The organism is Enterobacter sp. WCHEn045836 (genome assembly GCF_003965585.1).
GTDB lineage: Bacteria > Pseudomonadota > Gammaproteobacteria > Enterobacterales > Enterobacteriaceae > Enterobacter > Enterobacter dissolvens.
Map to the genome: position 1 here is coordinate 146,341 of NZ_RXPT01000004.1, position 12,663 is coordinate 159,003.

The window sequence follows — 12,663 nt, forward strand, 5'->3', positions numbered from 1 at the left end:
ACGATATTTTTTATTCTCTTTCTGCTGTGGCGTAATCATAAAAAATGTGACGACCCGGAGATGACCATGCCACGCCCGCTTAATCAGACTGATACCGATTTGAATGCCGACAACCTGCTGCGCCTGCCTGCCGAGTTTGGCTGCCCGGTATGGGTCTACGACGCGCAGATCGTTCGCGAGAAGATTGCCGCACTGCATCAGTTTGACGTGGTGCGTTTTGCCCAGAAAGCATGCTCCAATATCCATATCCTGCGCCTGATGCGCGAGCAGGGCGTGAAGGTTGACTCCGTGTCGCTGGGTGAGATCGAGCGCGCGCTGGCGGCTGGTTTTGATCCTAAAACCGATCCTGATGCAATTGTCTTTACTGCGGATCTGATCGACGACGCGACGCTTGCCCGCGTGCATGAACTGCAGATCCCGGTTAACGCAGGGTCTGTTGATATGCTGGAACAGCTTGGACAGGTTTCTCCCGGCCACCGCGTCTGGCTCCGTGTGAACCCCGGCTTTGGCCATGGTCACAGCCAGAAAACCAACACTGGCGGTGAAAACAGTAAACACGGCATCTGGTATGCCGATATGCCAGCGGCGCTGGAGGTATTGCAGCGTTACGACCTGAAGCTGGTGGGCATTCATATGCACATTGGCTCGGGGGTGGATTATGGCCACCTGGAGCAGGTGTGTGGTGCGATGGTGCGTCAGGTTATCGACTTCGGACAAGATCTGGAGGCGATCTCCGCCGGCGGTGGCCTCTCCATTCCTTACCGTGAAGGGGAAGAGGCGATCGATACCGATCACTATTACGGCCTGTGGAGTGCCGCACGCGACAACGTTGCCGCGCATTTAGGGCATCCGGTGAAACTCGAAATTGAGCCGGGTCGTTTCCTGGTGGCGGAATCCGGCGTGCTGGTCGCACAGGTGCGTAGCGTGAAAGAGATGGGATCGCGCCACTTCGTGCTGATTGATGCCGGCTTCAATGACCTGATGCGTCCGTCCATGTATGGCAGCTATCACCATATTTCAGCGCTCGCCGCCGATGGCCGCGATTTAACCAACGCTCCACGTATTGATACGGTCGTTGCAGGCCCGCTGTGTGAATCGGGCGATGTCTTCACCCAGCAGGAAGGCGGTAAAGTGGAAACCCGCGCGCTGCCGGACGTCAAACCTGGGGATTATCTGGTGCTGCATGATACCGGGGCTTACGGCGCGTCGATGTCTTCTAACTACAACAGCCGCCCGCTGCTGCCTGAAGTGCTGTTTGATAATGGCAAGGCGCGACTGATCCGTCGCCGCCAGACCATTCAGGAGCTGCTGGCTCTGGAACTCGTTTGAGAGAAGTACGGCCCCGTGGTAACCGAGTCACGCAATACCAGCGTGCCGGTAAACGGCGGGATCGCCTCCACCGGCTGGTTTTTGGCCAGCCGGATCGCCTGATCGATGGCCGTGACAATCATATTGTCTATCGGCAGATAGACCGATGAGAGCGCCGGCTCCAGCCATTTTGCGCTGGGCGCATCGTCAAAACCAAACAGCGAAATATCCTGCGGGATCTTCAGCCCTGCCTGGTGCAATGCTTTGGACGCCCCCAGCGCCATATCATCGTTACAGGCAAACAGGGCGCTAAACGGCACACCGTCGGCAATCAGCTCCTTGCACAGTTCATACCCCCGCGTCATACCCGCATCGCCGTACTTTATCCGACGCTCATCCAGACGAATGCCGTGCTTTTCCAGCGCCTTACGGTAGCCCATCAGGCGGGCTTTCCCGGTGGGCGTGTGGATGGGGACGGTAATACAGGCGATCTCCCGGTGGCCCTGATTTATCAGGTAATCCACGGCCTTAAAGGCGGCATCCTGCTGTTCGAAGAAGACGCAGCGATCGGGAGCCTGACTGACTTCCCGGTTAATGACCACCACCGGGGTTTGCACAGAGTGGATCAGCTTCATGATCGCTTTTTCGCTCATGTAGCGCGTGTAAAGCACAATGGCATCGCACTTACGATCGGCCAGCATTTGCACCGCCTGTTCTTCCAGCTCCGGCGCGTCGTGACCATCGGTAACAATCAGTTGCTTCCCGTGCGTTTCGGTCTGCCGGGAGGCCTGCTGAAGGAGGCGACCAAAGTAAAAACCATCGAAGGTCGAGACCACCAGACCAATGCTGTTGCTGGTCTGGTTAGCAAGCGAACGCGCGAGAAAATTCGGGCGATACCCTAACTCTTCCATTGCCGCGAACACCAGCTGACGGGTGCTCTCTTTCACCTGACCTGTGCCGTTCAGCACGCGCGATACCGTGGCTTTCGACACACCCGCGCGCAGTGAGACATCCAGCATTGTTGCCATTAGACATTCCTGATTCCACGTAACGATCTGCAGTTTAACACAGACCATCCGGCGCATAAGCGACGCGGGAAGGACAAAACGCCCATCACGATCACGCTTTTTGGTAACGATCCGTCGGCACGGAATAATCGGCTAAAATTGGTATGCCAAATAGGTCATAAATCACAATCTGGAATACCGATAGTGGTGTTGAGAGCTTAATCACAGAACCATTACCCTCATAAAGCTATTTTTGGTATGCCAATAGTATCCGGCTGTACACCTTATTCAATAAAAGCCCTTTTACTGAGGTAATACCCTATGGCATTGCAGGAAAAACTGATCGACGCTCTGGGCAGTTTCGCCACTAAATTCAACAGTTATCGCTATATTATGGCGATCAAGTCAGCCTTCATTACCTTAATGCCGGTGATCATCGTCGGGGCGTTCTCTGTGCTGATCTCCAATATGGTGCTGGATCCGAAAAACGGCCTGGCGAGCTTCCAGTCGCTGTCGTTTCTTGCCACGCTAAAACCGATCACCAGCGCGCTGAATTACGCCACCCTGAACTTCCTCAACATTGGGGCGGTATTCCTGATTGGCATTGAGCTGGGGCGCATCAACGGCATCAAATCCCTTTTCCCGGGCTTGCTGGCGGTGATCTGCTTTATTTGTGTGACGCCAACCACCGTAGAGATGCTGGTGGATGGCGAAATGCACGTGGTGAAAGATGTGCTGCTGCGCCAGTTCTCGGATACCCGCAGCCTGTTCCTGGGCATGTTTATCGCCATTCTGTCCGTTGAAATCTACTGCTGGCTGGAGAACCGCCAGGGGCTGAAGATCCGAATGCCTGACACCGTGCCGCCTAACGTGGCTGCATCGTTCTCCGCGCTGATCCCGGCGATTATCACCACCACCGCCATTGCCACGCTGGGGTTTGTTTTTCATCAAATCACCGGGATGTATCTCTACGATGCGGTGTATCAGGTGGTGCAACAGCCGCTGGAGCGGGTGGTGCAAAGTCTGCCGGGGATCCTGCTGCTGATGTTCGTTGCACAGCTGTTCTGGGTGATTGGTATCCACGGCAACCAGATGATCAAGCCGATCCGCGAGCCGCTGCTGCTGGGGGCGATCACCGTCAACATGAGCGCGTTTGAGCAGGGTAAAGAGGTGCCGAACATTATCACCATGCCGTTCTGGGATGTGTATATGAGCATCGGCGGTTCGGGCCTGACTATCGGCCTGCTGATCGCGGTGATGATTGCCACCAAACGCAAGGAGATGAAAGAGATCGCCAAGCTTTCCATCGGCCCGGGGATTTTTAATATCAACGAGCCGGTGATCTTCGGTATGCCAATCATGCTTAACCCGATCCTCGCCATTCCCTTCATTATGACTCCACTGGTGACAGGCTCCATCGGCTACTTCGCCACCGTGACCGGGTTTGCCGGTAAAGCGGTGGTGATGGTGCCGTGGACGACGCCGCCGCTGATCAACGCCTGGCTCTCTACGGCGGGTTCGATGGGGGCGGTGATCACCCAGCTTATCTGCATTGTGACTGCCGTCATTATCTATCTGCCGTTTGTGAAAATCGCTTCACGCCGCGCAGAGCAGGCCGCGCTGCAGCAGGCCACTGACAACCCGTGAGGATGCGATGAGCACAAAACAGATAGCCATACCGCAGGATTTTATTCTCGGCGCGGCCGCATCGGCCTGGCAGACAGAGGGCTGGAGCGGTAAAAAAGCGGGCCAGGATTCATGGATCGACCTCTGGTACAAGAACGACCGTCACGTCTGGCACAACGGCTATGGCCCGGCGCTGGCGACCGATTTTATCAACCGTTTTCGCGAAGATGTGGCGTTGATGAAGCAGGCGGGGCTGACGCACTACCGTACCTCGATCAACTGGTCACGCTTTTTAACCGATTATGAAAACGCGACGGTGGATGAAGAGTACGCAGCGTATTACGACGCACTTTTCGATGAGATGCATCGTCAGGGCATTGAGCCGATGATCTGCCTCGAGCATTACGAACTGCCGGGTGTGCTGCTGGAAACCTACGGCGGCTGGGCGTCAAAGCATGTGGTTGAGCTGTTTGTCCGCTATGCGGAAAAGGTATTTGCACGCTATCACGGCAAAGTGACCCGCTGGTTTACCTTCAATGAGCCGATTGTCGTGCAGACCCGTGTGTATCTGGACGCGCTGCGTTGGCCGTATGAGCAGAATACCGGCACGTGGATGCAGTGGAATCACCATAAGGTGCTGGCGACAGCAAAGGTGGTGAAGCTGTTTCGTGAGAAAGGCTATCGCGGTTCTGTGGGCTGCATTCTCAACCCGGAGGTGACCTATCCCCGCTCCCGCGCCCCGCATGACCTGCGGGCTGCTGAGATGTACGACCTGTTCTACAACCGTGTCTTCCTCGACCCGCTGGTACACGGGCGCTATCCCGCTGAGCTCTTTACCCTGCTGGAGCAGCATCAGGTTGAGTGGGATTATACTGCGGACGAGCTGGCGCTGATTGCGGATAACACCGTCGACGAACTGGGGATTAACCTCTACTACCCGCACCGCGTGAAGGCACCTTCCCGCGCCTGGCACCCGGACACGCCATTCCACCCGGCATACTACTACGAGCCGTTTGAACTGCCGGGGCGGCGAATGAACCGCTCCCGCGGCTGGGAGATCTACCCGCGCATTATTTACGACATGGCGATGCGGATCAAAAATGACTATCGCAATATCGACTGGTTCGTGGCGGAAAGCGGAATGGGCGTGGAAAACGAAGCGCAATTTCGCAATGGCGATGGGATTATCGACGACACTTACCGCATCGATTTCATCAGCGAGCACCTCTACTACACGCTGCTGGCGCGGGAGGTGGGGGCGAACTGCCATGGCTATATGCTGTGGGCATTTACCGACAACGTCTCGCCGATGAACGCGTTTAAAAACCGCTACGGGTTGATTGAGATCGATCTGGATAACCAGCGTGCCAGACGCGCAAAAAAATCGGCCTCCTGGTTCCGGCAACTACGCGATACGCGGGTGCTCACGCTTCAGGTAGATGATGAATGGAAGTAGGCGAAAAGCATGCTGGTTCTGGTAAAATAGCGCACACACTGGCCGGGAGGACGCCCGGTCTGCGCATTAACTGAAAAAACAGGTGAAAACGTGGATAAGGCTGTCATCCTGCCGGAAAAAAAACAGTACCAGGAAATTGGCGAGGATTTACGGGCGCAAATTATCCAGGGGCACTATCCCGTTGGTTCGCGTCTTCCTCCTGAGCGCAATATTGCCGAGAAGTACGGCGTAAGCCGCACCATCGTGCGTGAGGCCTTACTGATGCTGGAGTTGCAGGGCACGGTGGATATTCGCCAGGGCTCCGGTGTTTATGTGATGCGCATCCCCGAAGAACACGAAGATGAAGAAGAGCGTTTTCTCAATAGCGACGTAGGGCCGTTTGAGATTTTACAGGCCCGCCAACTGCTCGAAAGCAATATTGCCGCGTTTGCCGCCAAAATGGCGACCCGTGCAGACATCGACAATCTGCGCCGTATTATCGAGCAGGAGCAACGCGCGATTGCCGCCGACGATAATAGTCAGGACAACAATAAGATGTTCCATCTGGTGCTGGCTGGCGCAACGCAAAATCAGATGCTGTTGGCGACGGTGGAGAGTATCTGGCATCACATGGACAGCAGTCCGCTGTGGCAGCAATTTAATGGTCATATCGCCAGTCGCGCGTACCGCCTGAAATGGCTGGGGGACCGGCAAACCATCCTGGCTGCGCTGCGCCGCCGTGACGTTATGGGCGCCTGGCAGGCAATGTTCCAGCATCTTGAAAACGTGAAAAAAAGTTTACTTGAACTCTCTGACGAAGATGCCCCAGATTTTGACGGCTATCTCTTCGAATCCGTGCCCATTTTCCAGGGGAAACTGGTATGACTATTCTGCCTCTTTACGCCGCACCGCAGTATGCTGAGCAGGTGACCGACTGGATCTGGCAGGCCTTTGGCGACGGGTTATCCCGGGAATTTTTCAACAGTATTGTTGAGCACAGCCAGACACCGGGCGCATTACCGCTGACCTTTATTGCCGTAGAAAACGAACAACTTGTGGGCACCGTGGGGCTCTGGCGCTGCGATCTGATCACCCGACAGGATCTTTGCCCCTGGCTGGCTGCCCTGTATGTTGATGACGCGGTGCGAGGCAAAGGGCTGGCGCGGCTGCTGCAACAGCATGTTATCCAGTATGCCGCCCAGGCCGGGTATGAGACGCTGCATCTCTGGTCTGCCTGCCGTGACTTCTATGAGCGTTACGGCTGGCAGTATATTGGCGATGCGCTGGAGTATCCGGATAAAACGGTACATCTCTATCGCTATTCGTCCGGGGCCTCGGCGGGTGAACCCACAGAGTGATGGCGCACTAAGGTTGGACTAAACAGATGAGTGATATCCGGCGGCTGGCGCTGCTCGGCCAGCGCTAACGCCAGCTCGGCGGCCTGCGTGGCCATTGTGATAATCGGGTAGCGGACGGTGGTCAGGCGAGGGCGTACATAGCGGGAGACCAGCACATCATCGAAGCCAATGAGGGAAATTTCTCCCGGCACCTCAATCCCGTTGTCATTTAACACCCCCATTGCACCGGCTGCCATTGAGTCGTTATAGCTGGCGACCGCCGTGAAATTCCTTCCACGTCCTAACAGCTCGGTCATCGCCTGTTCGCCGCCGCTTTCGTCGGGTTCACCGTAGGCCACCAGCCGGTCATTGCACGGCAGGCCGTTTTCACGCAGGGCATCGTAATACCCCTGCAGGCGATCTTCAGCGTCGGAAATCGGGTGGTTTGAGCAGAGATAACCAATGCGGGTGTGACCCTGTTGAATCAGATGGCGGGTGGCAAGCCAGGCACCGTAACGGTCGTCGAGCGCCACGCAGCGTTTCTCAAACCCGGGAATGATGCGGTTGATGATCACCATACCGGGGATCTGCTTCATCAGATGAATGAGTTCGGCGTCGGGGATCATTTTGGCATGGACAACCAGCGCCGCGCAGCGGTGGCGGATCAGTTGCTCAATAGCCTGGCGTTCTTTTTGTTCATTGTGATAGCCATTGCCGATCAGCAAAAAATTCCCGGTCTGATAAGAAACCTGCTCAACCGCTTTCACCATGGCGCCGAAAAAAGGATCAGAGACATCACCCACAACCAGCCCGATGGTTTCAGTTGACTGTTGGGCAAGCGCACGGGCGTTAGCGTTAGGATGGTAGTTCAGGGATTCCATGGCGTTTTGCACCGCCTGGCGTGATGCGTCACTGGCTTTTGGAGAGTCGTTGATCACGCGCGATACGGTCGCGACGGAAACACCTGCCAGACGGGCCACATCCTTTATTGTCGCCATTAATTACCTTCTTAGTGGGGGTAAGCGTTTACACGCCAATAAGTGTTGCGGAAAAGCGCCGCGCATTCAAGGGGAGCGGGCTCTCCCTCTCCACAAACGTGATGCAGAACAACCCCTGCGGTGTAATCGTTACACGGACAGACATGTCGGAATAATGTCAATCTGAACCTTTAGTTACACTTTGCCTCAGGCTGTTGCGATTGTCCGATAGCGGGGAAGATGGCGACGTTGCTAAAGTTGAGATCCCAGAGGTATTGATTGGTGAGATTTCTTAGTACGGTTTCGTACTCATCTCTTGCACCAACCTGCGCGGATGCGCAGGTTTTTTTTCGCCTCCATATTTGCTGTCGCTCCTGTACCACTTCTCGTGTAATCTGCCACCATTTACTAACCCTTCACACTGGCTGGCAAAGGGAGTTGAGATGCTTTTTGGGTTCTTCCGCACACTTTTCCGTATCCTCTTTCGCATCCGTTTAACGGGCGATGCAACGGCGCTTCGTGGCGAACGGGTGCTCATTACACCAAACCATGTTTCCTTTATCGACGGCATCCTGCTGGCGCTGTTTCTGCCCGTGCGTCCGGTGTTTGCGGTGTATACCTCGATCAGCCAGCAGTGGTACATGCGCTGGCTCACTCCGCTGATTGACTTTGTGCCGCTCGACCCAACAAAACCGATGATGATTAAACATCTGGTACGTCTGGTTGAGCAGGGACGTCCGGTGGTGATTTTCCCGGAAGGGCGGATCTCGGTCACCGGCTCGCTGATGAAAATCTACGACGGGGCAGGGTTTGTGGCGGCGAAGTCAAAAGCGACCGTTGTGCCACTGCGGATTGAAGGGGCAGAGCTTACCCATTTCAGTCGCCTGAAAGGGCTGGTGAAGCAGCGCCTGTTCCCGAAAATCACCCTGCATATTCTGCCGCCAACCTCTTTACCGATGCCCGACGCGCCGCGTGCGCGTGATCGCCGTAAAATTGCCGGTGAAATGCTGCACCAGATCATGATGGAAGCGCGCATGGCCGTTCGCCCGCGTGAAACGCTGTATGAGTCTCTGCTGTCGGCGCAGTACCGCTATGGCGCGAAGAAAAACTGTATCGAAGACATTAATTTCACACCGGACACCTACCGTAAGCTGCTGACCAAGACATTGTTCGTGGGACGTATCCTTGAAAAATACAGTAAGAAAGGCGAAAAGATAGGCCTGATGCTGCCTAACGCGGGGATCAGCGCGGCGGTGATTTTTGGTGCGGTTTCCCGGGGCCGTATTCCGGCGATGATGAACTACACGGCAGGCGTAAAAGGACTGACCAGCGCCATCACCGCGGCTCAAATCAATACCGTCTTTACCTCGCGCCAGTTCCTCGACAAAGGCAAACTGTGGCACCTGCCGGAGCAACTGACTCAGGTGCGCTGGGTCTTCCTGGAAGATCTGAAAGCAGACGTGACAACGGGTGACAAGCTGTGGATTTTCGCTCACCTGCTGATGCCACGTCTGGCCCAGGTTAAACAGCAGCCGGAAGATGACGCCATTATCCTCTTTACCTCTGGCTCAGAGGGGAACCCGAAAGGGGTGGTTCACAGTCACAAGAGCATTCTGGCAAACGTGGAGCAGATTAAAAGCATTGCTGACTTTACCGCCAATGACCGGTTCATGTCGGCGCTGCCGCTGTTCCACTCCTTTGGCCTGACGGTGGGGCTTTTTACCCCGCTGTTGACCGGTGCCGAAGTGTTCCTCTATCCAAGCCCGCTCCATTATCGCATTGTGCCGGAGCTGGTGTATGACCGTAACTGCACCGTATTGTTTGGCACGTCTACCTTCCTCGGTAATTACGCGCGCTTTGCCAATCCGTATGACTTTTACCGCGTGCGCTATGTGGTGGCCGGGGCGGAAAAGCTGCAGGAGAGTACGCGCCAGATTTGGCAGGACAAGTTTGGTCTGCGTATCCTGGAAGGCTATGGCGTCACCGAGTGTGCGCCGGTAGTCTCGATCAACGTGCCGATGGCGGCGAAACCGGGGACGGTAGGCCGTATTTTGCCGGGGATGGATGCGCGTCTGCTGGCGGTACCTGGCATCGAGGACGGTGGCCGTCTGCAGCTCAAGGGGCCAAACGTGATGAACGGTTATCTGCGTGTGGAAAACCCAGGCCGGCTGGAAGCGCCGACGGCGGAAAACGTCAATGGCGAGATGGAGACCGGCTGGTATGACACCGGGGATATTGTCCGATTCGATGAACAGGGCTTCGTGCAGATCCAGGGGCGGGCAAAACGCTTCGCCAAAATTGCGGGCGAGATGGTCTCGCTGGAAATGGTTGAACAACTGGCGACGGCGGTATCCGCTGACAAGCTGCATGCTACGGTCGTGAAGAGTGATGCCAGCAAAGGCGAGGCGCTGGTGTTGTTCACCACCGACAGCGAACTGAAACGCGATCGGTTGCTACAGCATGCGCGTGAACATGGCATTCCTGAGCTGGCGGTACCGCGCGATATTCGTTACCTGAAGCAGCTTCCGGTGCTGGGCAGCGGTAAGCCCGATTTCGTGACCCTGAAGGGTATGGTTGACGAGGCGGAACAGCAAAATGCGTGAGTCAGTACACACTAACACCTCACTCTGGTCGAAGGGCATGATGGCGGTCATTGCCGCCCAGTTTCTCTCTGCCTTCGGTGACAATGCGTTACTGTTTGCCACCCTGGCATTGCTGAAGGCCGAGTTTTATCCGGACTGGAGCCAGCCCATCCTGCAGATGGTGTTTGTGGGTGCTTACATTATTTTTGCGCCGTTTGTTGGGCAGGTGGCGGACAGCTTCCCGAAAGGCCGGGTGATGATGTTTGCGAACGGCCTGAAACTGCTGGGCGCCGCCAGTATTTGTTTTGGTATCAACCCGTTTATCGGCTACACGCTGGTGGGCATTGGCGCAGCGGCGTACTCCCCGGCGAAGTATGGCATCCTGGGGGAACTCACGACCGGCGATAAGCTGGTGAAGGCCAACGGGCTAATGGAGTCTTCCACCATTGCGGCGATCCTGCTCGGCTCTGTCGCGGGGGGCGTACTCGCTGACTGGCACGTGCTGGCGGCGCTGAGCGTGTGTGCGGTAGTGTATGGCGGGGCGGTGGTAGCCAACCTGTTTATCCCAAAACTGCCGGTGGCTCGCCCGGGGCAATCCTGGCGCTTTACGCCTATGACAGGCAGTTTCTTCAACGCCTGCCGCGTGCTGTGGCGTAACGGTGAAACGCGCTTCTCCCTGATGGGCACCAGCATGTTCTGGGGCGCAGGCGTCACGCTGCGTTTCCTGCTGGTACTATGGGTGCCGGTGGCGCTGGGGATTACTGACAATGCGACACCGACTTATCTTAACGCAATGGTGGCGATTGGGATTGTCGTTGGGGCTGGCGCGGCGGCGAAGCTGGTGACGCTTGAGACCGTTGCGCGCTGCATGCCTGCGGGGATCCTGATTGGCGTGGTGGTGCTTATCTTCTCGCTGCAGCACGCCTTGCTACCCGCCTACGCGCTGCTTGTCCTGATCGGTATTCTGGGGGGCTTTTTCGTTGTGCCGCTTAATGCGTTGCTGCAGGAGCGCGGCAAGCAGACCGTCGGCGCAGGGAATGCCATTGCGGTGCAAAACCTCGGTGAAAACCTGGCGATGCTGTTAATGCTGGGGCTCTATTCGCTGGCAGTTAAAGTCGGTGTGCCGGTCGTGGGCATTGGCGTAGGATTCGGCGCGCTGTTTGCGCTGGCGATTGCCGGATTATGGCTCTGGCAGCGTCGCCGTCGATAAGTGCGGCCTGACGCCCTCACCCCATCCCTCTCCCACGGGAGAGGGCGCAAACATTAAAAACGGCAACCAGGTTGCCGTAGGCTTTTATTACGGTGCCGGGTAGGTGTATACCTGATGCACCGCTTCAATCTCTGCTAATACCTCTTCACTCAGATTCAGATGGAAACTCTCGATATTCGTTTTCATCTGTTCCATGGTCGTTGCGCCCAGCAGAGTGCTGGCAACAAACGGCTGACGACGCACGAAGGCCAGGGCCATCTGAGCTGGATCAAGACCGTGACGTTTCGCGATATCCACATAGGCCGCCACGGCTTTTTGTGTCTGCTCACCGCTGTAGCGGGTAAAGCGGCTGAACAAGGTGTTACGCGCCCCGGCAGGTTTCGCGCCGTTAAGGTATTTCCCTGTCAACGTACCAAAGCCCAGACATGAATAGGCGAGCAATTCCACCTCTTCGTATTGCGTCACTTCGGCCAGACCCACTTCATAGCTGCGGTTGAGCAGGCTGTACGGGTTCTGGATGGTGACAATGCGCGGCAGGTCATGTTTGTCCGCCAGATGCAGATAGCGCATCACGCCAAAGGCCGTTTCGTTAGAGACACCGATGTAGCGGATTTTTCCCGCTCGCTGGCATTCGGCCAGGGCTTCCAGCGTTTCCAGTAACGTAACGACCGGGGCGCTCTCATTCCAGCTATAGCCCAGCTTTCCAAAGCAGTTAGTGGGACGCTGCGGCCAGTGAACCTGATAGAGATCGAGATAGTCGGTTTGCAGGCGCTTCAGGCTGGCATCCAGCGCGGCGCGGATATTTTTGCGATCGAGGATCTGGTTTGGACGGATCCCGGCATCGTTGTTGCGTGCGGGGCCGCTGACTTTTGACGCAACAATCAGCTTTTCGCGATTCCCGCGTTTGGCGAGCCAGTTGCCGACGTAGGTTTCGGTAAGGCCCTGCGTTTCCGGACGTGGAGGAACAGGGTACATCTCTGCAACATCAATCAGGTTAATGCCCTGGCTGACGGCATAATCGAGTTGTGCATGGGCATCGGCTTCGCTGTTTTGTTCACCAAATGTCATCGTGCCCAACCCCAGTTGGCTTATCTCCAGAGCGCTGTGGGGGATACGGTGATAATGCATAGCCGGCTTCCTTCATTAGAAATACAGACCGCGTCAGGAATCTCCCGACAAAG

At 56.2% G+C, this 12,663-nt stretch carries 10 protein-coding genes; 7 read left to right on the top strand and 3 right to left on the bottom strand.

Features of this window, described 5'->3' with window-relative positions; genetic code table 11:
• The first annotated feature begins 66 nt into the window (after nucleotides 1–66).
• A complete protein-coding gene (lysA, locus tag EKN38_RS06875; protein ID WP_014833134.1) occupies nucleotides 67–1,329 on the top strand; it encodes a diaminopimelate decarboxylase in 1,263 nt (420 codons plus the stop codon).
• Here lysA and EKN38_RS06880 read toward each other — a convergent pair.
• Entirely contained in the window at nucleotides 1,299–2,336 is a 1,038-nt protein-coding gene (locus tag EKN38_RS06880) for a LacI family DNA-binding transcriptional regulator (RefSeq protein ID WP_014833133.1), read from the bottom strand. The two genes, lysA and EKN38_RS06880, sit on opposite strands and share 31 nt — an antisense overlap.
• Nucleotides 2,337–2,636: 300 nt before the next feature.
• Here EKN38_RS06880 and EKN38_RS06885 point away from each other — a divergent pair, with 300 nt between their 5' ends.
• From EKN38_RS06885 to EKN38_RS06900, 4 genes are all read left to right on the top strand, one after another.
• The gene (locus EKN38_RS06885; protein WP_014833132.1) at nucleotides 2,637–3,962 is read left to right on the top strand and encodes a PTS sugar transporter subunit IIC; all 1,326 of its coding nucleotides are present in this window, start codon (nucleotides 2,637–2,639) and stop codon (nucleotides 3,960–3,962) included.
• A 7-nt stretch (nucleotides 3,963–3,969) separates the two neighbouring features.
• Nucleotides 3,970–5,397, top strand: coding sequence for a glycoside hydrolase family 1 protein (locus tag EKN38_RS06890; RefSeq protein WP_014833131.1), 1,428 nt, complete (start codon nucleotides 3,970–3,972; stop codon nucleotides 5,395–5,397).
• A 90-nt stretch (nucleotides 5,398–5,487) separates the two neighbouring features.
• On the top strand, nucleotides 5,488–6,261 hold the full coding sequence (locus EKN38_RS06895) for a GntR family transcriptional regulator (RefSeq protein WP_047024525.1): 774 nt from the start codon (nucleotides 5,488–5,490) through the stop codon (nucleotides 6,259–6,261).
• On the top strand, nucleotides 6,258–6,734 hold the full coding sequence (locus tag EKN38_RS06900; protein ID WP_014833129.1) for a GNAT family N-acetyltransferase: 477 nt from the start codon (nucleotides 6,258–6,260) through the stop codon (nucleotides 6,732–6,734). Before EKN38_RS06895 ends, EKN38_RS06900 begins: the two co-directional genes overlap by 4 nt.
• Here EKN38_RS06900 and galR read toward each other — a convergent pair.
• Nucleotides 6,695–7,711: an HTH-type transcriptional regulator GalR gene (gene galR / locus EKN38_RS06905; RefSeq protein ID WP_126521846.1), complete on the bottom strand. Its 1,017-nt coding sequence runs from the start codon at nucleotides 7,709–7,711 to the stop codon at nucleotides 6,695–6,697. The two genes, EKN38_RS06900 and galR, sit on opposite strands and share 40 nt — an antisense overlap.
• 422 nt (nucleotides 7,712–8,133) lie before the next feature.
• Between galR and aas the strand changes: the two genes are divergently transcribed.
• Both aas and lplT read left to right on the top strand, forming a co-directional pair.
• A complete protein-coding gene (gene aas, locus EKN38_RS06910; RefSeq protein ID WP_014833127.1) occupies nucleotides 8,134–10,293 on the top strand; it encodes a bifunctional acyl-ACP--phospholipid O-acyltransferase/long-chain-fatty-acid--ACP ligase in 2,160 nt (719 codons plus the stop codon).
• Entirely contained in the window at nucleotides 10,286–11,482 is a 1,197-nt protein-coding gene (gene lplT, locus EKN38_RS06915; protein WP_014833126.1) for a lysophospholipid transporter LplT, read from the top strand. Before aas ends, lplT begins: the two co-directional genes overlap by 8 nt.
• Nucleotides 11,483–11,569: 87 nt before the next feature.
• Here the strand turns inward: lplT and EKN38_RS06920 are convergent, their stop codons facing one another.
• A complete protein-coding gene (locus EKN38_RS06920) occupies nucleotides 11,570–12,610 on the bottom strand; it encodes an NADP(H)-dependent aldo-keto reductase (RefSeq protein ID WP_014833125.1) in 1,041 nt (346 codons plus the stop codon).
• Nucleotides 12,611–12,663 lie beyond the last annotated feature (53 nt).

Coding starts and splice junctions, on each gene's coding strand:
- lysA (WP_014833134.1), top strand. CDS start 67: ATGCCACGCCCGCTTAATCAGACTGATACCGATTTGAATGCCGACAAC.
- EKN38_RS06880 (WP_014833133.1), bottom strand. CDS start 2,336: ATGGCAACAATGCTGGATGTCTCACTGCGCGCGGGTGTGTCGAAAGCC.
- EKN38_RS06885 (WP_014833132.1), top strand. CDS start 2,637: ATGGCATTGCAGGAAAAACTGATCGACGCTCTGGGCAGTTTCGCCACT.
- EKN38_RS06890 (WP_014833131.1), top strand. CDS start 3,970: ATGAGCACAAAACAGATAGCCATACCGCAGGATTTTATTCTCGGCGCG.
- EKN38_RS06900 (WP_014833129.1), top strand. CDS start 6,258: ATGACTATTCTGCCTCTTTACGCCGCACCGCAGTATGCTGAGCAGGTG.
- galR (WP_126521846.1), bottom strand. CDS start 7,711: ATGGCGACAATAAAGGATGTGGCCCGTCTGGCAGGTGTTTCCGTCGCG.
- aas (WP_014833127.1), top strand. CDS start 8,134: ATGCTTTTTGGGTTCTTCCGCACACTTTTCCGTATCCTCTTTCGCATC.
- lplT (WP_014833126.1), top strand. CDS start 10,286: ATGCGTGAGTCAGTACACACTAACACCTCACTCTGGTCGAAGGGCATG.
- EKN38_RS06920 (WP_014833125.1), bottom strand. CDS start 12,610: ATGCATTATCACCGTATCCCCCACAGCGCTCTGGAGATAAGCCAACTG.